20 protein-coding genes are annotated in these 24,204 nt (G+C 68.3%); 15 read left to right on the top strand and 5 right to left on the bottom strand.

What is annotated here, in order from left to right:
* Window positions 1–51: 51 nt before the first annotated feature.
* From AB4Z48_RS25785 to AB4Z48_RS25765, 5 genes are all read left to right on the top strand, one after another.
* Window positions 52–2,184, top strand: coding sequence for a phosphocholine-specific phospholipase C (locus tag AB4Z48_RS25785; RefSeq protein WP_441619199.1), 2,133 nt, complete (start codon window positions 52–54; stop codon window positions 2,182–2,184).
* Window positions 2,185–2,314: 130 nt separating this feature from the next.
* On the top strand, window positions 2,315–3,184 hold the full coding sequence (locus AB4Z48_RS25780; RefSeq protein WP_441619197.1) for a LysR substrate-binding domain-containing protein: 870 nt from the start codon (window positions 2,315–2,317) through the stop codon (window positions 3,182–3,184).
* 122 nt (window positions 3,185–3,306) lie between these two features.
* Window positions 3,307–3,993 carry an HAD family hydrolase gene (locus AB4Z48_RS25775; RefSeq protein ID WP_441619195.1) on the top strand — a complete coding sequence of 229 codons (687 nt, stop codon included), beginning with the start codon at window positions 3,307–3,309 and terminating at the stop codon, window positions 3,991–3,993.
* 165 nt (window positions 3,994–4,158) lie between these two features.
* Window positions 4,159–5,187, top strand: coding sequence for a M14 family zinc carboxypeptidase (locus AB4Z48_RS25770; RefSeq protein WP_441619193.1), 1,029 nt, complete (start codon window positions 4,159–4,161; stop codon window positions 5,185–5,187).
* Window positions 5,184–5,957 (top strand): alpha/beta fold hydrolase, encoded by a 774-nt coding sequence (locus AB4Z48_RS25765; protein WP_441619191.1) that lies wholly within the window; start codon window positions 5,184–5,186, stop codon window positions 5,955–5,957. The genes AB4Z48_RS25770 and AB4Z48_RS25765 overlap by 4 nt, the downstream gene beginning before the upstream one ends.
* Here AB4Z48_RS25765 and treF read toward each other — a convergent pair.
* From treF to AB4Z48_RS25750, 3 genes are all read right to left on the bottom strand, one after another.
* Complete coding sequence (gene treF / locus AB4Z48_RS25760; RefSeq protein WP_441619190.1) at window positions 5,954–7,636, bottom strand: alpha,alpha-trehalase TreF; 1,683 nt, start codon at window positions 7,634–7,636, stop codon at window positions 5,954–5,956. The genes AB4Z48_RS25765 and treF overlap by 4 nt on opposite strands.
* A gap of 234 nt (window positions 7,637–7,870) precedes the next feature.
* A complete protein-coding gene (locus tag AB4Z48_RS25755; protein WP_441619188.1) occupies window positions 7,871–10,057 on the bottom strand; it encodes a putative bifunctional diguanylate cyclase/phosphodiesterase in 2,187 nt (728 codons plus the stop codon).
* Between the two features lie 556 nt (window positions 10,058–10,613).
* Window positions 10,614–11,141 carry a hypothetical protein gene (locus AB4Z48_RS25750; protein ID WP_441619186.1) on the bottom strand — a complete coding sequence of 176 codons (528 nt, stop codon included), beginning with the start codon at window positions 11,139–11,141 and terminating at the stop codon, window positions 10,614–10,616.
* A 607-nt stretch (window positions 11,142–11,748) separates the two neighbouring features.
* On the opposite strand from AB4Z48_RS25750, the gene AB4Z48_RS25745 reads away from it, so the two are divergent.
* The 4 genes from AB4Z48_RS25745 (at window position 11,749) to AB4Z48_RS25730 (ending at window position 15,345) form a co-directional block, all read left to right on the top strand.
* The gene (locus tag AB4Z48_RS25745) at window positions 11,749–13,515 is read left to right on the top strand and encodes an FAD-dependent oxidoreductase (protein WP_441619184.1); all 1,767 of its coding nucleotides are present in this window, start codon (window positions 11,749–11,751) and stop codon (window positions 13,513–13,515) included.
* Between the two features lie 182 nt (window positions 13,516–13,697).
* Window positions 13,698–13,985, top strand: coding sequence for a hypothetical protein (locus tag AB4Z48_RS25740; protein WP_441619182.1), 288 nt, complete (start codon window positions 13,698–13,700; stop codon window positions 13,983–13,985).
* Between the two features lie 167 nt (window positions 13,986–14,152).
* Entirely contained in the window at window positions 14,153–14,836 is a 684-nt protein-coding gene (locus tag AB4Z48_RS25735; protein ID WP_441619282.1) for an alpha/beta hydrolase, read from the top strand.
* Window positions 14,837–14,961: 125 nt separating this feature from the next.
* Complete coding sequence (locus tag AB4Z48_RS25730) at window positions 14,962–15,345, top strand: hypothetical protein (protein WP_441619180.1); 384 nt, start codon at window positions 14,962–14,964, stop codon at window positions 15,343–15,345.
* A 9-nt stretch (window positions 15,346–15,354) separates the two neighbouring features.
* Here the strand turns inward: AB4Z48_RS25730 and mdtD are convergent, their stop codons facing one another.
* The gene (gene mdtD / locus AB4Z48_RS25725; RefSeq protein WP_441619178.1) at window positions 15,355–16,758 is read right to left on the bottom strand and encodes a multidrug transporter subunit MdtD; all 1,404 of its coding nucleotides are present in this window, start codon (window positions 16,756–16,758) and stop codon (window positions 15,355–15,357) included.
* Window positions 16,759–16,939: 181 nt separating this feature from the next.
* Between mdtD and AB4Z48_RS25720 the strand changes: the two genes are divergently transcribed.
* Window positions 16,940–17,800 carry a LysR family transcriptional regulator gene (locus AB4Z48_RS25720; protein WP_441619176.1) on the top strand — a complete coding sequence of 287 codons (861 nt, stop codon included), beginning with the start codon at window positions 16,940–16,942 and terminating at the stop codon, window positions 17,798–17,800.
* A gap of 63 nt (window positions 17,801–17,863) precedes the next feature.
* Here AB4Z48_RS25720 and AB4Z48_RS25715 read toward each other — a convergent pair whose 3' ends face one another.
* The gene (locus AB4Z48_RS25715; RefSeq protein ID WP_441619174.1) at window positions 17,864–18,385 is read right to left on the bottom strand and encodes a copper resistance protein CopQ; all 522 of its coding nucleotides are present in this window, start codon (window positions 18,383–18,385) and stop codon (window positions 17,864–17,866) included.
* 344 nt (window positions 18,386–18,729) lie between these two features.
* Here AB4Z48_RS25715 and AB4Z48_RS25710 point away from each other — a divergent pair, with 344 nt between their 5' ends.
* The 5 genes from AB4Z48_RS25710 to AB4Z48_RS25690 all read left to right on the top strand — a co-directional run bounded on the left by AB4Z48_RS25710 (window position 18,730) and on the right by AB4Z48_RS25690 (window position 24,201).
* A complete protein-coding gene (locus tag AB4Z48_RS25710; protein ID WP_441619173.1) occupies window positions 18,730–19,461 on the top strand; it encodes a Crp/Fnr family transcriptional regulator in 732 nt (243 codons plus the stop codon).
* A 16-nt stretch (window positions 19,462–19,477) separates the two neighbouring features.
* Entirely contained in the window at window positions 19,478–20,500 is a 1,023-nt protein-coding gene (locus AB4Z48_RS25705) for a helix-turn-helix transcriptional regulator (RefSeq protein ID WP_441619171.1), read from the top strand.
* Window positions 20,501–21,025: 525 nt separating this feature from the next.
* Window positions 21,026–21,712 (top strand): hydrolase, encoded by a 687-nt coding sequence (locus AB4Z48_RS25700; protein WP_441619169.1) that lies wholly within the window; start codon window positions 21,026–21,028, stop codon window positions 21,710–21,712.
* Window positions 21,713–21,848: 136 nt separating this feature from the next.
* Window positions 21,849–23,714: an amidohydrolase gene (locus tag AB4Z48_RS25695; RefSeq protein ID WP_441619167.1), complete on the top strand. Its 1,866-nt coding sequence runs from the start codon at window positions 21,849–21,851 to the stop codon at window positions 23,712–23,714.
* A 40-nt stretch (window positions 23,715–23,754) separates the two neighbouring features.
* A complete protein-coding gene (locus AB4Z48_RS25690; RefSeq protein WP_441619165.1) occupies window positions 23,755–24,201 on the top strand; it encodes a DoxX family protein in 447 nt (148 codons plus the stop codon).
* Window positions 24,202–24,204 lie beyond the last annotated feature (3 nt).

Below are 24,204 nucleotides of genomic sequence, written 5' to 3'. Positions count from 1 at the left end.
CAACGTCCGCACCAACCGACCAGCCGAACAGCCTAGCCAGAACCAATCAAGATGAGCCTTCACAGCAGACGCAACTTCCTCAAGATGGCCGGTGGCGCCTCCGCCGCCGCGGCGCTGGCCGCCTTCCCGCCGTCGATCCGCCGCGCCCTGGCGATTCCGGCCAACAACGCCACCGGCAGCATCCGCGATGTGGAGCACGTGGTGATCCTGATGCAGGAAAACCGCTCCTTCGACAATTACTTCGGCACGCTCAGGGGCGTGCGCGGCTTCGGCGACCGTTTCCCGATCCCGCTGGCCGGCGGCCTCAACGTCTGGCAGCAGACCTTTACCAACCGCATCGTGCAGCCGTATCACCTGGACAGCGCCACGGGCAACGCCCAGCGCGTGAGCGGCACTCCGCACAGCTACCCCGACGCGCAGAACGCCTGGGACCTGGGCCGCATGAACAAGTGGCCCACCTACAAGCAGACCCAGTCGATGGGCTACTACACCGAGGCCGAGCTGGACTTCCAGTTTGCCCTGGCGAACGCCTTCACGCTGTGCGACGCGTATCACTGCGGATTCCACGGCGGCACCAACACCAACCGCCTGTTCCACTGGACCGGGACCAACGACCCCACCGGCGCCAACGGCGGGCCGGTGATCGACAACAGCGGCGACTCCATGGGCGCCTCCACCGGCGGCTACCGCTGGACCACCTATCCGGAACGCCTGCAGGCCGCCGGCGTGAGCTGGAAGGTCTACCAGAACATGCCGGACAACTTCACCGACAATCCGCTGGCCGGCTTCGTGCAGTACCGCAAGGCCAACGAAGCGCGTGGCAATGCTTCCAGCGGCAGTCCCTACCCGGCCTATACCGTCGCCGACGAAGCCATCAACCCGCTCATCAAGGGCATCGGCAACACCATGCCGGACAACGGCTTCCTGCAGGCGCTCAAGGACGACATCGCCGCCGGCGGCCTGCCGCAGGTCTCGTGGATCGTGGCCCCGGCCAACTACTCCGAGCACCCCGGGCCTTCGAGCCCCGTGCAGGGCGCCTGGTACACGCAGGAAGTGCTCAACGCGCTCACCGCCAATCCGGACATCTGGAGCAAGACCGTCCTGCTGATCAACTTCGACGAGAACGACGGCTTCTTCGACCACGTGCCGCCGCCATGCGCGCCGGCCTACGACGCCAGCGGCGTGCTGGCCGGCAAGTCCACCGTTTCCACCGACGGCGAGTACCACACCGACAAGCATCCCTACGGCCCCGGCCCGCGCGTGCCGATGTACGTGGTGTCGCCCTGGAGCCGCGGCGGCTGGGTCAACTCGCAGGTGTTCGACCACACCTCGGTGCTGCGCTTCATGGAGGCGCGCTTCGGCGTCGCCGAAACCAATATCAGCGCCTACCGCCGCGCCATCTGTGGCGACCTGAGCTCCGCCTTCAACTTCGTCAGCCCCAACAGCGCGGCCCTGCCGGGCATGCCCAGCCGCACCAAGACCGCCGCCGATGCCGTGCGCACCGCACAGGAGGCCAAGGCGCAGGTGCCGCTGCCCACCGAGAGCGCGCAGGCCGCTGCGCCCGCCACCCAGCAAGCCGGCCAGCGCCCGTCCCGCGCGCTGCCGTACGAGCTGCACGTGAGCGGGCGCGAGGATCCGGGCTCGCGCGTCATGTGGCTGCTGTTCAGCAACACCGGCAACGCCGCCGCCGTGTTCCATGTGTACGACCGCCTGCACCTGGACCGCGTGCCCCGCCGCTACGTGGTGGAGCCCAGCAAGGAACTGCACGATAGCTGGGACGCCTACGCCGCCGACAATGGCAAGTACGATCTGTGGGTGCTCGGCCCGAACGGCTTCCACCGCAGCTTCCAGGGCGACGTCAGCGCCGTGGCGGCGGCCGGCGGCACCGCGCCGGAAATCCGCGTGTGCTACGACGTCGCCAATGCCGCGGTCTACCTGACCATGATCAATACCGGCCCCGCGCCCTGCACCTTCACCGTCACACCCAAGGCCTACCGCACCGACGGGCCCTGGAGCTTCGACATCCCCGCCGGCAAGCAGCTCGACCAGCACTGGCCGCTGGGCCTGCAGGACAACTGGTACGACTTCGCCGTCACGGTGCCGCAGGGCGGTTTCCAGCGCCGCTTCGCCGGGCGCGTGGAAACCGGCGCGGACGGCAAGTCCGATCCCGCCCTGGGCAAGTAGGCGCGGGGAGTGGCCCCGGGCCTGGCCGCCCGGCCCCGCGTGCAGCGCCGCCGCCCCCGTGGCGGCGCTGCGCGGAACTGTCACAAAGCGCCGCTAGACTGGCGCGCTTGCTTCCTTCCCCCGGATTCCCATGCTCGGCGACCTGCTGACGACGTTTTATGAAGTGGCGCGCCAGGGCAGCATCACCACCGCCGCCAAGCAGCTGCGCGTGAGCCAGCCCACCGTCACCGGCCGCATCCGGCAGCTGGAAGAAAGCTACGGCGTGGAGCTGTTCTACCGCCGCGGCGGCCGGGTCGACCTCAGCGATGTCGGCGTGGCCCTCATGCCCGTGGTGGAACAGCTGATGCAGCACGAGGGCAGCGCGGATTTCCTGCTGCGCAACGCCGGCAACCTGCACCTGGGCAAGCTGCGCGTGGGCGCTACCGGCCCCTACTACATCCTGCCCAGCGTGGCCGCGTTCCGGGAACGCTACCCGGCCATCGGGATCAGCCTCGACATCGGCAACTCGCAACAGATGCTGGACGCGCTGTTCGAGTACCGCATCGACGTCGCGGTCTCGTCGCACGCCGTCGACGACGATCGCCTGGCCCGCATCACCCTGGCGTCCGATCCCATGGTGCTGGTGGTCGACCCCGGCCACCCGCTGGCGCGCGCGCCCAGCGTCACCCTCGCCCAGATCTCCGGCTGCCACCTGCTGATCCGCGAACATGGCTCGATGACCCGCAAGGCGGTCGAGACGGCGCTGGAAGATGCCGGGCTGAAGCTGCCGTCGAGCACCGTGATCGGCAGCCGCGAGGCCATCTACGAAGCCATCCGCCAGGGCCTGGGAACGAGCGTGGTGCCGCTCGGCGAAGTCCCGCGCGATGCCGGGCTGTGCGTGGTACCGTTCGCCAGCCACCCGCCGGTACTGCACGAGTACCTGTACTGTCTCCAGGGCCGCACGCATACCCGCCTGATCGGCGCCTTCCTCGAATGCCTCGCCCCCCGCGCAGCCGCCTAGGCGAGCGCTTTCCCGCGGCGGCGGAAATTCGCCGATAACGGTATCGGAATTCTTGCGCCGCGCATCACGCGCGGGTCACCGCGCCTGCCCATCCTGTGCGGTTTTCCGACCGGAGACGGCGCATGCCCCGCCTTGCCTTGTTTGACCTCGACCACACCCTGCTACCGCTGGACAGCGAATACGAATGGGCTCGCTACCTGGTGGCGGCCGGCGCCGCCGACGCGCGCGAAGTCGAAGCCAACAACGCGCTGTGGCTGGCCGAGTACAGCGCGGGGCGACTCGACTTCCGGCGCCATGCCGCCTTTGCCCTCGGCCTGCTGGCACGCCATCCGCGCGCGCGCCTGGAGGCGCTGCGCGCGAGCTTCATGCGCGAGGTGATCGTGCCTGCCATCCGCCCGCCAGCCCGCGCGCTGCTGGCCCGTCACCGCGATGCCGGCGACCTGTGCTGCATCGTCACGGCGACGTGCCGGTTCGTCACCGAGCCGATTGCGGCGGCGCTGGGGGTGGAGCACCTGGTGGCCGTGGAGGCCGCGTGCGACGCGCGCGGCGGGTTCACCGGCGCCGTCGCCGGCGTGCCGAGCTTCGGCGCGGGCAAGATCGAGCGGGTTGCGCAGTGGCTGGCTTCGCTGGGCTTGCGGTGGGACCGGTTCGAGCGCACCGCGTTCTATAGCGATTCCCGCAACGACATTCCGCTGCTCGAGGCGGTGAGCCATCCCGTGGCGACCAATCCGGATGCCGCGCTTGGCGCCTTGGCGACGGCGCGGGGGTGGACGATACTAGAACTGTTCGCACCCGGGATGGCCGGGTAGGCGCCCGCGCACCGGCACGGTCCGTGCCTCGGAGTCAGATTCGAAGCCGGATTCGAAGCCGGTGCACGGACAACCTCATCCGCCGTCACGGGGATTTCACATTGGCGGCCGATGATGGGCGCAACCCCGTCTGCCTGGACCGCGCCCCCGGATCTGCCCTCGCCCATGCCCCTGCCCGCCGCCGACGGTTTCGCTGAAATGCGGCAACTGGAAGCCCTGCTCGAAACCGGCGCGCATCGCCTGGACGCCCGCTGCGTCGGCGAGGTCAGCGCAGGCGCACAGCGCTTCCCCCTCTACACCGCCAGCATCGGCTCGGACGACCCGCGCGCACCCGCCATCGGGTTCTTTGCCGGCATCCACGGCCTGGAGCGTATCGGCACCCACCTGCTGCTCGACTACATGCGCATGCTGCTGTGGCGGCTGGAGTGGGACGAGTTGCTCGAGCGGCAACTGCAATCGGTGCGGCTGCTTTTCATGCCCATCGTCAACCCGGGCGGCATGTGGGCGTCCACGCGCGCCAACCCCAACGGCGTCGACCTGATGCGCAACGCGCCGCAGGACGCCGTTGGCCGCGTGCCGCCGCTGGCCGGCGGACAGCGGCTGGGCCCGTGGCTGCCGTGGTATCGCGGCAGGCTGGGAGCACCGATGGAGCTGGAAAGCACGGCCATGCTGCGCGTGGTCTCCGAGCAATTGCAGCAACGCCCCCTGAGCTTCGCGCTGGACTGCCACTCCGGCTACGGCTGGGGCGACAGTATCTGGTTTCCGTACGCGCGCACGGCCGCGCCGATGGCGCACCTGCCCGAAATGTTCGCGCTCAAGACGATGTTCGAGCAGGCGCATCCGCACCACGGCTATGCGTTCGAGCCGCAGAGCAACCAGTACCTGCTGCATGGCGACCTGTGGGACTGGGCCTACGACCATACGCCGCCGGCCAACATCTTCCTGCCGATGACGCTCGAGCTGGGTTCCTGGCTGTGGATCAAGAAGAATCCGCGGCAGCTGTTCTCGCGCCATGGCTTCTTCAATCCGGTCAAGGCGCACCGCACCGAGCGCGTGCTGCGCCGTCACGCCAACCTGCTCGACTTCCTCGGGCGCGTGGCCTACGCGCCCGAGCGCTGGCTGCCGCGCGGCGAGCGGCGCGCGCAATTGCTGGCGCAGGCCACGGCGCAATGGCAGGGCGGCCGGCTCCGATGAACGCCCGGCTCAACGAATGGATCCTGCTGCGCGGGCTCACGCGCGAAGCGCGCCACTGGGGGGCGCTGCCCGCCGCGCTGCGGGCGCGTTGCGGCATCACGCGCCTGACCCTGCTGGACCTGCCCGGCAACGGCACGGAGGCGGCACGGCGCGCACCACCGAGCGTGGCGGCGATGGTCGAGCACATGCGCGCCAGCGCGCGCCGGCAGGCCCTGGCGCCGCCCTACCGCGTGCTGGCGATGTCGCTGGGCGCCATGGTGGCGGCGGAATGGGCGCGGCGCTACCCGCAGGAGATCGGCGCGCTGGTGCTGGTCAACACCAGCATGCGGCCGTTTGGCAGCGTGGCGCAGCGCCTGCGCCCGCGCAACTGGGCGGCGCTGGCCGGCATGGCGCTGCGCTGGCAGGACGGCCCCTATTGCGAGCGCACCATCCATCGCCTCACCTGCAATACCAGGGCCGCCCTGGCTGCCGACGTGGCGGCATGGAGCGCGATCCGCGCGAGCGCGCCGGTGAGCCGAGGCAATGCGCTGCGCCAGCTATGGGCCGCGGCGCGCTACCGCGCCGCGGCGGCGGCGCCGCGCTGCCCCACGCTGGTGGTGTCCTCGGCGGCCGACCGCCTGGTCGATCCGGAGTGCTCGGCCCGCCTGGCGGCGGCATGGGCCGTGGCACACCGCAGGCACGCGTGGGCCGGCCACGACCTGCCGCACGACGACCCGGCCTGGCTGGCCGCCACCGTGGCGCACTGGATGCGCGAGCCCGGGGCAAGCTAGCCCGGCTCTCCCGCGCGCGAGGCGCAGGCCGCGTGGCTGGGATGCTGCTGCAGCAGGCGGCGCACCACGCCGTTGGTCCAGCCGAAGCCGTCCTGCAGGAGATACTCGCCGCCGCCACCGCCCACGGCCCCATGCGGCGCATGCCGCAATGCGTATTTCTCCACCAGCTTGTACTCGCGGCGATAGAGGCTGGCCACGGTATGCAGCCAGCGGTGCGCGATCTCGCGCGCGAGCGCACGCTGGCCGTGGCGCGCAAACCCGCCGATGGCCAGCCATTGCAGCGGCGCCCAGCCATTCGGCTGGTCCCACTGCTCGCCGCTGATGCGCTCGGTGGTGGCCATGCCGCCGGGTTGCAGCAGGCGCGCGGTCACGGTGCGTGCGAGCCGCGCCGCCTGCGCGGGGCTGGCGGCATCCACGTAGAGCGGCATCACGGTGGCCGCCGTGAGGTTGGCGCGGGGCTGGTGGCGCTGCCAGTCGAAATCGAACCAGGCACCTTCGGCCTCGTTCCACATCAGGTGGTCGATGGCATGCCGCCGCGCCTGCACGCGTGCCAGGAAGTCCGGCGCGTCCGCCTCGCCCGCGGCTGCCGCCAGCTCGGCCAGCTTCGTCTCCAGCTTGTACAGCAGGCTGTTGAGATCGACCGGCAGGATGGCCGTGGTCCGTATCGTTTCCAGGCCGCCGCCGGGCTCCTGCCAGCGCGAGCTGAAGTCCCAGCCCGATTCCGCCGCGGCGCGCAGGTCGCGGTAGACCTCGGGCGCGGGGCGCGACGAGGCGGCGGCCGTGCCGATATCCTCGATAAAGGCTTCTTCGCGCGGCGTATCGCGCTCGTCCCAGTAGCGGTTGAGCAGGCTGCCGTCCGCGAGCCTGACCACGCGCCGGCAAGCCTGTCCCGGCGCCAGGTGCTCGGCGCCGCGCATCCAGAACGCATACTCCTTGCGAAGCTGCGGCAGGTAGGCCAGCTCGGGCTTCACGCCGTGGTCATCGAACAGCTCCACCATCAACGCGAACACGGGCGGCTGCGAGCGGCTGAGGTAGTAGGTCCGCGTGCCGTTGGGAATCACGCCATAGGTATCGAGCAGGTAGGAGAAATTGTCTGCCATGCCATGCAGCAGGCTGGCGTCGCCGCTGACGGTCAGGCCCAGCATGGTGAAGTAGGAGTCCCAGTAATAGAGTTCGGTAAAGCGCCCTCCCGGCACCACGTAGGCATTGGGCAGCGGCAGCAGCGAGCATTGCGGCGGGTGCTCCGCCGGATGGCGCGTGAGCACCGGCCACAGAGCGTCGATATGGTCGCCCAGGGTCTGGTGGGGATCGGAGACATAACGGCTGCGCGGCACTTCCTGCAGCGTGAAATGCGCCTGCACGAAGCCCGCGAGGTCGAATCCGGCAGCGCCCGCGCTGGCCCGGTATGCGGTCAGGATCGATTCCGGGTCCTGGCGCGGGATGGCATCGGTGAAGGTCTTGCTGTCGCTGAAGACGCGGGCCATCTGCACCGCGACGAACAGTTCCTGGTAGCGGTCGGCGGGCGTGAGCGGATCAGCGTGCGCGCATCCGGGCAGCCGATGGGGAGAGACATGGTGGCCGCCGCTGCGATCGCCCACCTCGCGCACCGGTCCCGGGTGCGGGGACCCTGCCTCGGGGCCCGGTGGCTGGCATGCGGCGACGCGGGGCAGGTCCTTCATGACGGGCTTGAGCCGCCATGGCCGCCATCGCCGCCATCGTCGCCATCGGCTTCGATGACGCCGCCGATGCCCGCCTGGATGCGGGTGATCCGTGCTGGCACTGCCGCTCCCTGTTCTGGTCCGGGCGGCGGCCAGGGCGGCCGCCGATAAGGGATCAGAGTGCGGCCCGGCAGGCGAGTTCCGCGCGCTTCCCGGGCGAGATGGGGTTCGCCGCGCGCCCGCGCGCCTCGTGCGTCACCCTGGCGATCGGGAGCGGGGGTCTGCCTGCGCCTGCGGCGCCACGAGCACGGCATGGTCGCGGCGGAACAGCGCGAGCGGTTGCGGGCGGCCGAGCAGATAGCCCTGCGCTTCGTCGCAGCCTTCGGCTTGCAGCAGCTTGAGCTGCTCGGCGGTCTCCACGCCTTCGGCCAGCACCGGGATGGCCAGGCTCTGGCCAAGCGCCAGGATGGCGCGGATGATGGCCTTGGCCTGCTGGTTCCCGGCGATCTCGGCGATAAACCTGCGGTCCAGCTTGATCTTGTCGAACGGGAAAGAACGCAGGGTATCCAGCGAGGAATTGCCGGTGCCGAAATCGTCGATGGCGATGCTGACGCCCAGCGCCTTGATGCCGCGCAGGATGTCCAGCGCGCGCTCCCTGTCGCCGGTGATGGTGGATTCGGTGATCTCGAGTTCGAGCCGGCCGGCTTGCAGTCCGGTTTCCTCCAGGAGGCGCGCCACCAGCGTCACCAGGTTGCCGTGGGTGATCTGCACCGGCGACAGGTTGACCGAGATCTTGCGCGGCAAGGTCCATCGCGCGGCCTCGCTGCAGGCGGTGCGCAGCACCCACTCGCCGATCGGCAGGATGGCGCCGCACGCCTCGGCCAGCGGCATGAAACTGTCGGGCGGGATCAGGCCGCGCTCGGGATGCTCCCAGCGCAGCAGTACCTCGCAGCCGATCGCCTCGCCGCTGGCAATCGCGGTCTGCACCTGGTAGTCGAGCACGAACTGGTTGGCGGCGATGGCCATCCACAGCTCGCCGGCCAGCGCGCGGCGTTCGCGCTCCGTCTCATCCATGCGGCGTTCGTAGAAGCAGATCGATTCCGACAGGCTGCCCTTGGCGCGGCGCATGGCCAGGCCGGCATTGCCGACCAGCTGGTCGCGGTGCGTGCCGTCGCCGGGATAGATCGCGATGCCGATGCTGGCGCTGGTGGTGAGGTCGTAGCCATCGAGCCGCACCGGCTCGCTCAGGCAGGTCACCAGGCGCGCGGTGAAATCGCTCAGTTCGGTTTGCCGCGTGAAACGCTTGACGGCCATGAACTCGTCGCCGTCGATGCGGGCGATGAACTCGCCCGGCTGCATCTGGGCGGCAATACGCGCGGCAAGCGTGCGCAGCACGGTATCACCCGCGGCGCGGCCGTGCAGGTCGTTGACCTCCTTGAAGCGGTCCAGGTCGATGCCCAGCGTGGCCACCTGGCAGCCCTGCAGGTGCGCGCGCTGTAGCTCATCGTCCAGGTAGGCATCGAGGAAGCTGCGGTTTGGCAGCCCGGTCAAGCCGTCGTGACGCGCCAGGTGGTGGATCTTGGCCTCGATACGGCGTTGCTCGGTGACATCCTCGCAGGTGGTCACCCACGCCCCGTCGGGCATGGCGCTGTGCGACAGCGCGATGGCGCGCCCGTCAGGCAGCGCTTCCACGCTGCGCCAGTTCTTGTGGCGGCGCAGGATATCGCGGTGGCGTTCCGACAACGACTGCGCATACTGCTCGGCACGGGCTTCGGGCTGCCCCGCTTCGGCGGCGTGGTCGCGGCCGGTCCGGCCCGCCAGGGCGCCGGGCGCCGCGGCCTCCCGCGCGCGCGCGCCGGCCATGGCGCGGCAGACTTCGAGAAAATCCGTGCCCGGCTCCAGCCCCTTGGCGGCAGCGCCGAAGATCTCCTCCATGCGCCCGTTGGCCAGGACCAGCCTGCCGTCCGGATCGAACATGCAAAGGCCTTGCGACATGTTCTCGAGCGCCAGGTCCAGCTTGCGCGCGACCGCGGCGGTGCGCTCGGCATCGGCCTTCTGCTGCGTGATGTCGCGCGTGATCTTGGCGTAGCCGAGCAGCCTGCCGGTGCGGTCGTGGATGGGGGTGACCAGCACGTGCGCCCAGAAACGGGTACCGTCCTTGCGCACGCGCCAGCCGCCGGCGGCCTCGAAGCGGCCCAGCTCGCGCGCCTGCCGCAGCGCCTGCTCGGGGTGCCCGGCGGCACGGTCTTCGGGCGTGTAGAAACACGAGAAATGCTTGCCCAGGATCTCGTCGCGCGTATATCCCTTGGCCCGCTGCGCACCCGCATTCCAGCTGCTCACGCTTCCCGACGGATCGAGCGCGTAGATCGCGTAGTCGGTCACGCCCAGGATCAGCAAGCGAAAGAGTTCGGTCTCGGCTGGCGGACCTTGGATATGCGGCATGGATGGTGTCGGCCTTGTTTTATATGCCGCCCGGCCACGCGCTCATCCCTGTCGGGAGAGCCCCTTGCGCGCGCAGGCGTGCAGACGCGCCAGCGCTACTTTGCGCTGGAACGTCTACCGCTATAACGGCAACGGGGCGCTGAAATTTACCCTTGGCCGGGCCACGCCTTTTCGGATAACGAGGAAGACCCTCGGAGGCTAGGAGGCGGCCGGATACGCAATGGATGCGCAATCGGTTCGCGGCGCGAAAAACAAGCCGCAAAAAAATTCGGCGTGCCGGTAGGGGCACGCCGTCGGGCTGCAACGCGCCAGCGCTGCGATGGTACGACTACAACTGTCGTCAATTCTGTCAGGCGGGGAGCGTCTGTGCCGCCAGGGTGGCCATCGAGCCACTGGCAACGCAGACCAGGACCCAGCCTGCCAGCAGACGGAAACTCTGCCAACGGCTCATGATGCGCTCCTGGTATCCGCGCGCCGCCAATGCGGCGCGACGGGGTGAATCGATGATGATGGCAAGCCACGCCGGGCACGCTTGCGGGGCTCGCCATCAACTGCCTCAGGCGAGGGCGCCGTCGGTGTAGGGATCGGCACGGCCGCTGCGGGCGCCGTCGTAGAACGGATTGCGCTTGTCATTGCCGCGCGCGCCGTCCGTGTACGGGTCGAAGCTGCGGGCCGGGGCGGACGAAACGCCGCTGTGATCCAGGCCGGCTACCGTGCGATAGCCATCGGTGTACGGGTCGGTCTTGCCGACGCGGGCGCCATCCGTGTACGGGTCAACGCTGCGGGCCGGGGTCGACGAGACGCCGCTGCGGTCCAGGCCGGCGATGCGGGCACCATCGGTGAAGACGTCGAACTTGCCGATGCGGGCACCGTCGGTGAACGGATCAGCCTTGCCGGCACGCGCGCCTTCGCTGAAGGAATCGAACTTGCCGGTACGGGCGCCGTCGGTGTAGGCATCCCGCGCGCGGTAGTTGTAACCGTACTTGTCGGCGGGGACGGTACCGGCTTGCGCGGCGCCCGCGGCGAAAGCTGCGGCCAGGGTGGCGGCGGTGAGCAGGGACTTGGCAAGAAGCTTGGCGTTCATGATGTTCTCCAATCGAAGCGTGGGTCCGGGGGTCTGCACTGGCCGCGGGGACCTGGATTTGTTAAGGATGTCCTCTTTTTTGCTTTACCTACCACTAGGTAGAGAAACGGGGCAAAAAAAATGACTTCCGTCTTTGTTGCTGTTTGCTGCACTGGAACCGGTGCGGTGTGGGCTTTGCTTTCCTGCCCTTGCCGCATCGCTGCATCCATGGACCCAATAATATCTACCTGTAGATAGATAGTCAAGGGTTTTTACCTATCGTTCTACAAGATTCTTATAAGGTAGTGCAAGCACCACCCCGCAAGCCCGACCCGGATACGCCACGCAGCCCGGAGCCGGCCCGCGTGACACCGTTGCCCGGTCAGCGTAGCAACGGCGCGGCCACGGCCAGCGGCTTGCAGCAGGCTTGGCTGGCACAAGCTGCATCGCCGCGCGGCGCCCGGCAGGTGCGCGCCGACAGACATCGAAAGGACGGGGATTGCCGCAGCGCGGGATCGCGTGCAAACTCCCCGAGGCCGCGCGGCGGTGCCACCCGCGCGCGTAGTAGCTGCAGCACTCGCATCCATCCGCACCTGCCTTTCGGCGCGGTGCACTCGGGGAGCCAAAGATGAGCGCAGAGAATGCCGGCGGCAATATCGCCGCGAGCGGGCCGCAGCTGATGTCCCCGTCTGATCCTCCCGCCGAAGCGGAAACCGCGCCCGCGGCGTTCTCTCCGCTGGAAACGCGCCGCCACCAGATGTATCCGCAACTGGCCGCAGCCGAGATCGCGCGGCTCCATCGTTTCGGCACGGTGCGGAAATGGCGTGCCGGCGAATTCCTGTTCCGCCAGGGCGACGCGGGCCACGGCATGCTGGTGCTGCTGTGCGGGTGCGTGCGCGTGTCCCAGCGCGACGCGCTGGAGCGCACCTCCCTGATCGGCGAACACGGTGCCGGCCATTTCCTCGCGGAGGTCGGGCAGCTGGCCGGCGAACCCGCGCTGGTCGACGCCGAGGCGATCGATGATGTCGAAGCCATCGCGATTCCTCCCGAGCGGCTGCGTGCCCTGCTGGTGGCCGAGGCCGAGCTGGGCGAGCGCATCATGCGTGCGCTGATCCTGCGGCGCGTGGGCCTGATCGAACGCGGCAAGGGCCTGACCCTGCTGGGCCGCGGCAGCGAGCCGAAGGTCCTGCACCTGCAAGCCTTCCTGCGCCGCAACGGCTATCCACATACGGTGGTCGACGCCGATACCGATCCCGATGCCAGCGCCCTGCTCGAATTCAGCGCCGCCGTGCCCGGCGACTTTCCGCTGGTGATCTGTCCGGGCGGCCGGGTGCTGCGCGCTCCGGATACCGGCCAGCTTGCCAGCTGCCTCGGACTGCTGCCCGAATTCGATCCAGACCATATCTACGACGTGATCGTCGTCGGCGCCGGCCCAGCCGGGCTGGCGACCGCGGTGTATGCCGCATCGGAAGGGCTGTCCGTGGCGGTGTTCGACGCCCTCTTCCCGGGCGGCCAGGCCGGCGCCAGTTCGCGCATCGAGAACTATCTCGGCTTTCCCACCGGCATTTCCGGACAGGCGCTGGCCGGACGCGCGTTCGTGCAGGCGCAGAAATTCGGTGCGCACGTTGCGATCCCGCTACAGGTAGCGGCGCTGCATTGCGGAGAACATCCGCAGCGCATCGAACTGTGCGACGGACGCAAGATCCCGACGCGCACGGTGGTCATCGCCAGCGGCGCGGCCTATCGCCACCCGCCCATCGCATCGCTCGAACGCTTCGAAGGCCGCGGCGTCTACTATTGGGCCTCGCCGGTGGAAGCACGCCTGTGCAGTGGCGAAGAGGTGATGCTGGTCGGTGGCGGCAATTCCGCCGGGCAGGCAGCGGTCTTCCTCGCCGCGCATGCAAAGTGGGTGCATATCCTGATCCGCGGGCAAGGCCTGGAGGCCAGCATGTCGCGCTACCTGATCGAGCGCATCGCGGCCCAGCCCAATATCGAGCTGCATACGGGCACCGAGATTACGGCCCTGGCCGGAGAGGAGCACCTGGCCAGCGTCAGCTACCGCAAGCGCGATTCGGACCGCATCACCGAAGTGCCGATCCGCAACCTGTTCCTGTTCACCGGCGCCGATCCGAACACGGCATGGCTGCGCACGTGCAATGTGCGCGTGGACGGGAAGGGATTCGTCCTGACCGGCACCGACACGCCGCATGAAGGGATGGGCCCTGCCTCGGCGCTGGAGACCAGCGTGCCGGGAGTGTTCGCGATCGGTGATGTACGCTCTAACTCCACCAAGCGCGTGGCCGCCGCGGTGGGCGAAGGCGCGGCCGTGGTGGCGCAGATCCACGCCTACCTTGCAAAGCTGGAGCAGCCGGAGCCGGGCACGCTGGCGATGTAGGCCGCAGCGGCCGGGGCCGCGCCGGTGAGCCCATCGCCGGCCAACAAATCTACCCCAGCCGCAAGTCGTCCGCAATCGACCGTGTGGACGGCATGCGACAAAACCTAAAGTGCGCATTTCTTGACTATATTGGAAGCAATGGCAGGCGCTTCAATTCGAGGCCGTTTTTTGGGAGGTATGCCATGCGTTCACTTGCAGATATGTTTAGTCCGCCCACCCCGGAGAAAATCGCAGCAAGGGAATTGCAGCAAATGCGGCTAACGTTGTTCCAGGCCGAGCGTCGACTGCTGGAAGCGCAGATGCAGGTCGACTACTACCGCGACCTCGTCGCGTTCCTCGAAGATGTGTCCGCCACCGGCGTCGAAAACGTGGTGGACAAGCGGCGTGCTCCCCCCAGCGCGGAGCACGCGCAAGGCCCGCGCAGCGCGCCGGGTCTCGTCACCATACCCGCGGTGCCCTCCGCCGCCTGACACGCAAGGCGCGCCGTGTCTTGCCGTGGTACAGGCGCGCGCCGTCCGGCGCGCGGCTGTGTCGCGTGCCGCCATGAGATACTGTCCGCCTCGCGCGGCAAGCCCGCGCCATCGCCGGCGCGCGCGCATGCCGGCACGGCCCCGACAGGAATCCCCCCATGAGCGACATGAGCGAACTGCTGCCCTGCATTGAAATCGAAAGCGCCCCGGCGCCAACGTGGTCCGTGATCTGGATGCACGGCCTGGGTGCCGACGGCAACGATTTCGTGCCGGTAGTGCCGGAACTTGGCCTCGCGGCCGCCCCTGCCGTGCGCTTCGTCTTTCCCAACGCGCCGGCCATTCCCGTCACCTGCAACGGCGGCTATGTCATGCCCGCGTGGTACGACATCGCCTCGCTCGACGACGCGCGCAGCCACTGCGACGAGGCCGGCATCCGCGTCTCGCGCACGGCCATCCGCGCGCTGATCGCGCGCGAGAACCAGCGCGGCGTGCCCAGCCATCGCGTGGTGCTGGCGGGCTTCTCGCAAGGCGGCGCCATCGCCTACACCACGGGGCTCACGCATCCCGAGCCGCTGGGCGGCATCATCGCGCTGTCCACCTATATCCCCTCGCCGGCACTGCTGGCCGCGGAACTGAGCGAGGCCAACCGCGCCGCGCCGGTGTTCGCCGCGCATGGCAGCGAGGACGACGTGGTACCCGTGCAGCTCGGCATGCTGGCGCGCGACACGGCGCAGCAACTCGGCTGCCAGGTGGAATGGCACACCTACCGCATGCCGCATTCGGTCTGCATGGAAGAAATCGTGGCGATCGGCGCCTGGCTCAAGGCACGTTTCGCTGCCGCATCCGCCTGACCCATCCGCCTGGCGCATCCGCCTGGCGCATCGGCCCGGTGCGCCGGTCTTGCGCCCGGCCCCGAAGTCCGGGGGCGAACCCACAACGTGGTAGTCTCGCGCCCATTGCATTTTTTGCCTGCCCGATGAAAACCACGCCGCCCGGCGCCGCGCCGCTCCCCAGGATCGACTTCGATACGCGCAAGGCGCTGCTGTTCGCCCTCGCCGCCGAACGCTTGTCGGCCTTCTACGAACACCGCCAGTGGATGACCGATGCCCAGGGCGCGACCCTGGCCGGGCTGTGGCTGTCGCGCTCCAAGCTGCAGCTCGCGCTGGCCGAGCGCCGCCTGCTGTCCCAGCTGAGCGACGAATTCGCGCGCCAGCTTGCCGCCACGCTGTCGCGCGAGGCCGGCCTGTACGCAGCGCACGAGATGATGGAAGCGCTCGATCCCAACTACCAGTCCGCCTTCGCCCACGACATGCTCGACGAATGCGCACGCCTGCTCCACGACAACGGCGTCACCGACTGAGCCGCCGGCTCAGCGGCTGGCCACGCCGGCCGTCCGGCGGCCCTTGTCGAACTGCTCCACGTCGAGCCTGCGGAATACCAGCGCGGACATCAGCGTGATCATGCCAACGCTGAAGAACGCCAGCCGGTAGGCCGTGCCGGACATGCCCAGCTGCGCGGAGAACAGGCTCACGAGACCGCCGCCGATGGTCACGCCAAGGCCGATGGCCAGCATCTGCACCATCGAGAACAGACTGTTGCCGCTGCCCGCGTCTTCCACGCTCAAGCCCTTGAGCGTGACGCTGTTCATGGCGGCGAACTGCATGGAGTTGGTGGCGCCGAACAGGGCCAGCTGCGCGATCGAAAAGACCAGCGGCCAGCCTGGCGAGATCGCTGCGAACGAGGCAATCGAGCCGCCCACCAGGATGGTGTTGATGAGCAGGAAGTTGTCGTAACCGTAGCGCTTGACCAGCGGGACGATCGCGCGCTTGGCCACCACGCCGGCCAGCGCGGCCGGCAACAGCATCATGCCCGAATGCAGCGGCGAGTAGCCGAGCTGCAGTTGCAGCAGCAGCGGCATCAGGAACGGCACCGCCCCCGAGCCGATGCGGCATACCAGGTTGCCCGCCAGGCCCACGCTGAAATTGGGCTCGCGGAACAGCGCGAGCCGGAACAGCGGATCGCGCCTGCGCCGGGCATATGGGATATAGAGCAGCGCCGACAGCAGGCTGAGCGCGAACAGGCTGCCGCTCCAGGCGGCGTGGCTGGCTTCGTGCGGCGCGTCCAGCGCCAGCGAGAACGCCACCATGCACAACGACAGCAAGCCGCAGCCGATGAAGTCGAACGCGGGCGGGCGCTCAAGCGCGTTGTCGGGCAGATAGCGCAGCACGGCCAGCAGGCCGATCGCGCCCACCGGTACGTTGATCAGGAAGATCCAGTGCCATGCCACGGTCTGCACGATCCAGCCGCCCAGCACCGGGCCGAAGATCGGCCCCACCTGCCCCGCGACCGAGACGAAGGCCAGCGCCGCGATGTACTGCTCGCCGGACACGCTGCGCAATACCGCCAGGCGTCCGATCGGCAGCAGCATCGAGCCGCCGATGCCCTGGACCACGCGGGCGATCACCAGCTGGTCCAGGCTTTGCGCGCCGGCACAGAACAGCGAGCCCAGCACGAAGATCAGGATCGCCGCGAAATACACGCGGCGCGTGCCGAAGCGGTCCGCCAGCCAGCCCGAGGCCGGCGTCAGCATGGCCATGGTCAGCGTGTAGGCCACCACCACCGGCCTCATGTCGAGGGGCGATTCGTTGAGGCTGCGCGCCATCGCGGGCAGCGCGGTGTTGACGATGGTGGTATCGAGCGTCTGCATGAAAAAGCCCGCGGCGACGATCCACAGCATGGCCGTATGCGATTTCTGCGAGGATTGATTGTTCATTCTGGTACATCTCACGGCAAGAACCGGCCTGGGCCGGCGTGGCATCCGGACGGATCACCCGGCAGGGACCCGTGCAAAGCGGCGGTGCCACGAATGCTGTCGATGTTAATGACTATGGTGCCAATCGGGAACCCCGCTGGACATATTGACTGTGATCGGAGAATCCGATGACAATGCGCGCATGCTCAATCCTGTCTGGGTCAAGACCTTCGCCACCGTGGCGGCCGCGCACAGCTTCACCGACGCGGGGCGCCAGCTCGGCCTGTCGCAGTCCAGCGTCAGCGACCATATCCGACGCCTGGAGCAGCACGTGGGGCGCCGGCTCTTTGTGCGCGACACCCATACCCTGACCATGACCGCCGACGGCGAGGCGCTGCTCGCACACGCCCGGCTGATCCTGGAGGCCATCGCACGCGCCGAATCCCAGTTCAACGCGCCGCGCCTGCAGGGGCGCGTGCGGCTGGGCACTTCCGACGACCTGGTGCTCGGCCCCATGCCCAATGTGCTGGCTGCGTTTCGCAATTCGCATCCGGACGTGGAACTCGAAATCACCATCGGCATGACCGGCAAGCTCTACGAGCTGATGGATGCCGGGGCGCTGGACCTGATGATCGGCAAGCGCCGCGAAGGCGACCGCCGCGGCACCCCGCTGTTCCGCGGCAAGCTGGAGTGGCTGGCGCGACCGGGCACGGTGGCCGACCTGAGACAGCCCCTGCCGCTGATCCTCGTGCCCGAGCCCAGTGTCACCCGCGCCATCGTGCTCGACACGCTGGCCAAGGCGGGCATGCGCTGGCAGATCGTCTGCACCAGCAGCAGTCACTCGGGGTGCATCGCCGCGGCGCGCGGCGGCCTCGGCATCACCGTCCGCGCGCAATACCTCTCCGGCCGCGGCCTGGTACCGCTGGTCAACAGCGAGGCCCTGCCCGCGCTGCCGGAGGTGGAGTTCATCTCGCTGCGCGCTGGGCGCCTGAGCCGCCCTGCCGAGACGCTGCTGCAACTGCTGCAAAAGAGCGATCTGCGCGGTTCCTGGCTGGACGAATAAGCGCCGCGCGCGCGCATTCACCGTGGCTGCTGTATCCGCTGTATCCGCTGTATCCCCCCTGCCTCAGGCGCGGGCGCCGTCCAGGTACGGGTCGAGCGCGCGGGCCGGCGGCGCCGACACGCCACGCGTGTCCATCCCGGCCAGCCTCTGCACGCGCTCGGAGAAAGGATCCGCACCGCGCGTGCGGGCGCCGTCGGCAAAGGCATCGATAGCGCGGCCCGGCTCGGCGGAAACCCCGCTGCGGTCCAGGCCGGCGATACGGGCGCCATCGGTATAGGGATCGGCCATGCGCGCGCCATCGCTGAACGGGTCGATGCGGCGCGCCGGATCGGCGGACGGACCGCTGCGGTCCAGGCCGGCGATGCGGGCGCCATCGGTGAACGCATCGAGCCTGCCACTACGCGCGCCATCGCTGAACATGTCGCGCGCGCCGGCCTGGCGCTGCGCCTGAACCTGGGGCGTGCCGGCGGCCCCGGACCCCCCGGAGACACCCGGGTTTCCGGCTGCCTGGGCGCTGCCCGCGGCGAATGCGGCGGCGGCAAGTACGGCAGCGGCGAAGAGCGACTTGGTGAGATTCGGGTGCATGGCTGTCTCCAACTTGGGGGGAATGAGCCCATTCGTCGCCCGTCATTGGCCGACCTTACAGCTTTTTTTCGTCGTCCCGCCTGCGCGAAGGCATGCCAGCCGACGCACCGCTTTGGCGCACGCCGTGCGCCTGATCCGCCCCCCGCCGAAAGGATGAATCCGGTCGAAGACATGAACCCGCCCTATCCGCCCGAATCCCGGGGCGATCTCAAACCTCCGGCCACTGTCGGGAAGCGCACTTTCCGTCCTTAATACATCAAGGGATCGAGCCCTGCCTGCATCGCGCACAGAACCGGGATAGCCGGACACACGGCACGCAGACCATTCGCCTTGGGGAGAAATGCATGACCGAAACGGAAATCGATAGAGAACTGGACCTGGCCGGCAATCATTTGCTGGCGGCGCTGCCTGCGCCCGAGCGGCGGCTGCTGGTGCCGCGCCTCGACAGGGTAAGACTGAGCGAAGGGCAGTTGCTCAGCGATTCCGGACAGCGCATCCTGCACCTGTATTTTCCGTGCACGGCCGTCATCTCGATGATGTCGCTGCAGGAAAGCGGCGCCAGCGTGGAACTGGCCTCGGTTGGCCGCGAAGGCCTGGTCGGCCTGCCGGCCCTCACCGGCGCCGAAACCATGCCCAACCGCATCGAGGTACGCCGCGGCGGCGGTGCGCTGCGCATAGGCGCGGCCGACCTGCGCGAGATCTACCCGCAACTGCCGGCACTGCAGGGCAAGGCGCTGCTGTATATGCAGGTGCTGCTGACGCAGGTAGCGCAAACCGCCGTCTGCATCCGGCATCACTCGCTGACCACGCAATTGTGCCGCTGGCTCCTGCTGGCCCTGGACCGCTCGCCCTGCAACGCGCTCAACTTTACCCAGCAGACCATCGCGGACATGCTCGGCGTGCGCCGCGAAGGTGTGACCGAAGCCGTGGGACGACTCGAGGCGCTACGCATGATCCGTCACAGCCGCGGCCAGATCACGGTGATCGACCGTGCCGGCCTGGAGGGTTTCTCCGGCGAGTCCTACCGCATCGTGCGCAACGAGTTCGACCGGCTGCTCAGTCCCGTGGCCGGCTAGCGCGGGAATCCGGCGCGTGCCGGCGGCGGCACGGCGCCAGGCAATCCTCCGCACCCCATTGCGCTTGCCGCACTGCAATAGCACACTGGCGTCTTCCGGGCCTCGTCACCGTCGCCCGCCCGAGTTCGCTCGCCGAAGACATTCCAGACATATGACGCAAAGCGCAGCACGGCCAGCCTCACCGCCGCCATCGTCTGCGGTGCCGGTCATCGACCGGCTCGGCACGGCGCATGCGAGCATCATGCGCATGCGCTGCGACCTGCCCGGCGGCCTGCCGCCGGCTCCCGCCATTGCGTCTCAGGATGCGTTTTCCGCCATCGTGCAACTGCGCCCGTTCGCCGCGCATACGCTGTGGCGCGACGGCAGGCAGGTATTTGCCGGCGGCCATGCCGCTGGCGCGCTGGCCATCACGGATCTGCGGCAAGGCTGGCGATGCCACCATCGCGCGTCTTTCGACAATGTGAGGATCCAGTTCAGCTGCGACGAACTGCAGGCCTTTGCACGCGAACACGGCGCGCGCGCATCGCTGTCCCTGCGCAACCCCGCGGGCGAGCACGATGCCGTGATCGAGTCGCTCGCGCGCGCGTTCCTGCCATCGCTGGAGGCGCCAGGACAGGCCTCGCAGCTCTTCCTGGATCAGTTGACGGGTGCCGTGCTTGCGCATCTGATCGCCCACTACGGCAGCGCCTCGGTGCATCTGCTGAAGACAGCGGCGCTGTCGCGCCGCCAGGAAGCGCTGGCCAAGGAATATCTGGTCGCCCACATGGGCGAAGACGTATCGATCGAGATGGTGGCCGCGCATTGCAATCTGTCGCGCAGTTATTTCATCAAGGCATTCAAGCAGAATACGGGAATTACGCCCTATCGCTGGCTATTGGAATATCGCATCGATCAAGCCAAGATACTGCTGCGCCAGGGAATATCCATCGCGGAAATCGCGGTGCGCTATGGATTTTCCGATCAAAGCCATTTCACGCGGGTATTCAGCGGGGTTGTCGGTGTTCCCCCGGCAAAATGGCGCAACCGGAACGACTTATAGTTCATTCATGATCATTCGCGGCACCCGCAAGGCCGCAATCGGATTGCACGGGCTGCCGGCACGAGCGCCGGCGGCGATGGCGCTCGGCATCCGCAGAGCGAAGGCCAGCGGCCGTTTGCCGTCCTGGCGCGGCGGCGCAGTGCTTGATTCATCAACATGGAGCGGGCGTACTTTTCGCTAATTTTCCGTCCTATCCTACAAGACGAGACCGGCGCAATCCGATAATATCGGTCTCGTTATTTCCTTGCCCTTGCATACATGGCAATTCCTCGCAATGGCTTCGGCAGGGCATCGAATATTTTCACCTTCCTTTTTTCTTTTTTGAAAATTCGCGCGACTTGCACTAGATTCGTTGAGGCATCGTTGCCGCCAGATTCGCCACGCCGCCCTGTGGAGAATGAAATGCTTGCCGTCATGTCAAGCATATTTATGCCGCACGCCGATATCGCCCCCGTGATTGACCTCGATGTCGTCGTCCGTGCCTGCCAGAACCCGCCCAGCCATGCAGCCTAACCGGAAATCGCCATGACCAATCCGAAGCTTGAAGTCCTGACCCCGCAGAACAGCCAGCTGATCATCATCGACCATCAGCCCCAGATGGCCTTCGGCGTGCAGTCCATGGACCGCCAGGCCTTGAAGAACAACGTGGTCGGCCTCGCCAAGGCCGCCAAGATCTTCAATATCCCCACCACCATCACCACGGTCGAGTCGGCATCGTTCTCCGGCTATACCTATCCGGAACTGCTCGATGTCTTCCCCGGGCAGAAGCTGCTCGAGCGCACCTCGATGAACTCCTGGGACGACCAGAAGGTGCGCGATGCGCTCAAGGCCAACGCACGCAAGAAGGTGGTCGTGGCCGGCCTCTGGACGGAAGTCTGCAACAACACCTTTGCCCTGTGCGCGATGGCCGAGGGCGACTATGAAATCTACATGGTGGCCGATGCCTCGGGCGGGACTTCCAAGGAAGCGCACGACTACGCCATGCAGCGCATGATCCAGGCCGGCGTGGTACCCATGACATGGCAGCAGGTGCTGCTCGAATGGCAGCGCGACTGGGCGCGCCGCGACACCTATGACGCTGTCATGGCACTGGTGAAGGAACACTCGGGCGCCTACGGCATGGGCGTCGACTACGCCTACACGATGGTCCACAAGGCAGCGCAACGCGCGGCCGGCAAGCACGAAGTACTGGCCCCCGTGCCCGCGAAGTAGAAGCCAGCGTGAGAGCGCCCGCGCGGCCACAACGGCCAGCGGGCCTCGCCGCACCCGCGCCAGGTTGCCTTTGCACCGCCGTCGTTGCGCCGTCGTTGCGCTGCCACGCGCGGCGCCATCCCGCAGGAGTTTTGCCATGAACGCACCGGCCACCCCGGAACTGATCCTCATCAACGGCAAGTTCGCCACGCTCGACCGCGCCAACCCGCAGGCCGAAGCCGTCGCCATCCGCGACGGCAGGTTCGCCGCGGTCGGCAGCAAGCAGGAGATCATGCAGCTGGCCGGGCCCGCCACGCAGGTGGTCGACCTGCAGGGCCGCCGCGCCATCCCCGGGCTGATCGACAGCCACATGCACATCATCCGCGGCGGCCTGAACTACAACATGGAGCTGCGCTGGGACGGCGTGCGCTCGCTGGCCGACGCCATGCGCATGCTCAAGGAGCAGGTCGCGCGCACGCCCGCGCCGCAATGGGTGCGCGTGGTGGGCGGCTTCACCGAGCACCAGTTCGCCGAGAAGCGCCTGCCCACCATCGAAGAACTCAACGCGGCCGCGCCGGACACGCCGGTCTTCATCCTGCACCTGTACGACCGCGCCATCCTCAACGGCGCCGCGCTGCGCACCGTGGGCTACACCAGGGACACCCCCAACCCGCCGGGCGGCGAGATCGTCCACGACAGCGCCGGCAACCCGACCGGACTGCTGCTGGCCAAGCCCAACGCGACGATCCTCTACGCCACGCTGGCCAAGGGCCCGAAGCTGCCGCCCGAGTACCAGAAAAACTCCACGCGCCACTTCATGCGCGAGGTCAACCGGCTTGGCGTGACCGGCGTGATCGATGCCGGTGGCGGCTACCAGAACTACCCCGAGGACTACAGCATCATCGAGGAACTGCACAAGGACGGGCAGCTGACGGTGCGCCTGGCCTACAACCTGTTCACGCAGAAGCCCAAGGAAGAACTGAGCGATTTCAGCACCTGGTCCAGGCAGGTCAGGCCGGGCCAGGGCGACGACCTGTACCGCCACAACGGCGCCGGCGAGATGCTGGTCTACACGGCGGCCGATTTCGAGGACTTCCGCGTCGAGCGGCCCGACATGCCGCCCTCGATGGAAGCTGATCTCGAACCGGTGATCCGCCTGCTGGCCGAGAACCGCTGGCCGTGGCGCTTGCATGCCACCTATGACGAAACCATCTCGCGCGCGCTCGACGTCTACGAAAAGGTCGCCCGGGACGTGCCCTTCGATGGCCTGCACTGGTTCTTCGATCATGCCGAGACCATCACCGACCGCAATATCGACCGCATCGCCGCGCTCGGCGGCGGCATTGCCGTGCAGCACCGCATGGCCTACCAGGGCGAGTATTTCGTGGAGCGCTATGGCGCGCGCGCGGCCGAAGCCACGCCGCCGATCAAGCGCATGCTCGAGCGCGGCGTCAAGGTGGGCGCCGGCACCGACGCCACGCGCGTGGCCTCGTACAACCCGTGGGTCTCCCTGTACTGGCTGACCACCGGCAAGACCGTGGGCGGCATGTCCCTGTACCCGCAGGCCAACCTGCTCGACCGCGACACCGCGCTGCGGCTGTGGACCGAGGCCAACACCTGGTTTTCGTCCGAGCAAGGCAAGAAGGGCGAGATCAAGGCGGGCCAGCTTGCCGACCTGGCGGTCCTGTCCGCGGACTACTTCGCCGTGCCCGGCGACGAGATCCAGGACATTACCTCGGTGCTGACGCTGCTCGGCGGCAAGGTGGTGTACGGCGACGGCGACTTCGGCAAGCTCGCGCCGGCGCTGCCGCCCGCGATGCCGGACTGGTCGCCGGCGCGCCACGGCAGCCGCTACCAGCCCCGCCCGGCGGCACGCCAGCAGGCGCTGAACACCGCCTGCGCCTGCGCCAGCACCTGTGGCGTGCACGGCCACGCGCACGCCAGGGCCTGGACTTCCGGCGTGCCAGCCACGGACGAAAGCGCGTTCTGGGGCGCGCTGGGTTGCTCGTGCTGGGCATTCTGATGCAGGGACCTGACGTGTTGCCGGATCGCGGAGGCCAGCCATGACCAAGACCACCTCCATGCCCGGGCAGCGCCCCGCCGGCGCGCGCGCGCGACTTGCCCCGCCCTGGGTACGCTGGCTCGCGCTGCTGGCGCTGTGCGCGGCCTACCTGCAGGGCGGCCTGGTCAAGCTGGCCGACTTCGCCGGCGCCATCGCCGAGATGCAGCACTTCGGCCTGGCGCCGGCGGCACCGCTGGCCGCCGCCACCATCGCGCTGGAGCTGGGCGCGTCGGTGCTGATCCTCAGCGGCCGTTTGCGCTGGCTCGGTGCCCTCGCACTGGCCGGCTTCACGCTGATGGCGAGCTTCCTCGCGAACCGCTTCTGGGATGCGCCGCCCAGCGAGCAGTTGATGATGGCCAACGCCTTCTTCGAGCATATCGGCCTGGCCGGCGGCTTCCTGCTGGTGGCCTGGGAAGACATCCGCCACGGCAGGCCCGTGCCGCGGTAAGGC

The organism is Cupriavidus sp. 2TAF22 (assembly GCF_052115045.1).
Lineage (GTDB): Bacteria > Pseudomonadota > Gammaproteobacteria > Burkholderiales > Burkholderiaceae > Cupriavidus.
The sequence above is the reverse complement of the archived record's forward strand: the minus strand, read 5'-3'. Positions and strand labels throughout refer to the sequence as shown.

Coding starts and splice junctions, on each gene's coding strand:
- AB4Z48_RS25695 (WP_441619167.1), top strand. CDS start 21,849: ATGAACGCACCGGCCACCCCGGAACTGATCCTCATCAACGGCAAGTTC.
- AB4Z48_RS25710 (WP_441619173.1), top strand. CDS start 18,730: ATGACCGAAACGGAAATCGATAGAGAACTGGACCTGGCCGGCAATCAT.
- AB4Z48_RS25745 (WP_441619184.1), top strand. CDS start 11,749: ATGAGCGCAGAGAATGCCGGCGGCAATATCGCCGCGAGCGGGCCGCAG.
- AB4Z48_RS25735 (WP_441619282.1), top strand. CDS start 14,153: ATGAGCGAACTGCTGCCCTGCATTGAAATCGAAAGCGCCCCGGCGCCA.
- AB4Z48_RS25715 (WP_441619174.1), bottom strand. CDS start 18,385: ATGCACCCGAATCTCACCAAGTCGCTCTTCGCCGCTGCCGTACTTGCC.
- AB4Z48_RS25775 (WP_441619195.1), top strand. CDS start 3,307: ATGCCCCGCCTTGCCTTGTTTGACCTCGACCACACCCTGCTACCGCTG.
- AB4Z48_RS25730 (WP_441619180.1), top strand. CDS start 14,962: ATGAAAACCACGCCGCCCGGCGCCGCGCCGCTCCCCAGGATCGACTTC.
- AB4Z48_RS25720 (WP_441619176.1), top strand. CDS start 16,940: ATGCTCAATCCTGTCTGGGTCAAGACCTTCGCCACCGTGGCGGCCGCG.
- mdtD (WP_441619178.1), bottom strand. CDS start 16,758: ATGAACAATCAATCCTCGCAGAAATCGCATACGGCCATGCTGTGGATC.
- AB4Z48_RS25690 (WP_441619165.1), top strand. CDS start 23,755: ATGACCAAGACCACCTCCATGCCCGGGCAGCGCCCCGCCGGCGCGCGC.
- treF (WP_441619190.1), bottom strand. CDS start 7,636: ATGAAGGACCTGCCCCGCGTCGCCGCATGCCAGCCACCGGGCCCCGAG.
- AB4Z48_RS25785 (WP_441619199.1), top strand. CDS start 52: ATGAGCCTTCACAGCAGACGCAACTTCCTCAAGATGGCCGGTGGCGCC.
- AB4Z48_RS25770 (WP_441619193.1), top strand. CDS start 4,159: ATGCCCCTGCCCGCCGCCGACGGTTTCGCTGAAATGCGGCAACTGGAA.
- AB4Z48_RS25780 (WP_441619197.1), top strand. CDS start 2,315: ATGCTCGGCGACCTGCTGACGACGTTTTATGAAGTGGCGCGCCAGGGC.
- AB4Z48_RS25700 (WP_441619169.1), top strand. CDS start 21,026: ATGACCAATCCGAAGCTTGAAGTCCTGACCCCGCAGAACAGCCAGCTG.
- AB4Z48_RS25755 (WP_441619188.1), bottom strand. CDS start 10,057: ATGCCGCATATCCAAGGTCCGCCAGCCGAGACCGAACTCTTTCGCTTG.
- AB4Z48_RS25765 (WP_441619191.1), top strand. CDS start 5,184: ATGAACGCCCGGCTCAACGAATGGATCCTGCTGCGCGGGCTCACGCGC.
- AB4Z48_RS25740 (WP_441619182.1), top strand. CDS start 13,698: ATGCGTTCACTTGCAGATATGTTTAGTCCGCCCACCCCGGAGAAAATC.
- AB4Z48_RS25750 (WP_441619186.1), bottom strand. CDS start 11,141: ATGAACGCCAAGCTTCTTGCCAAGTCCCTGCTCACCGCCGCCACCCTG.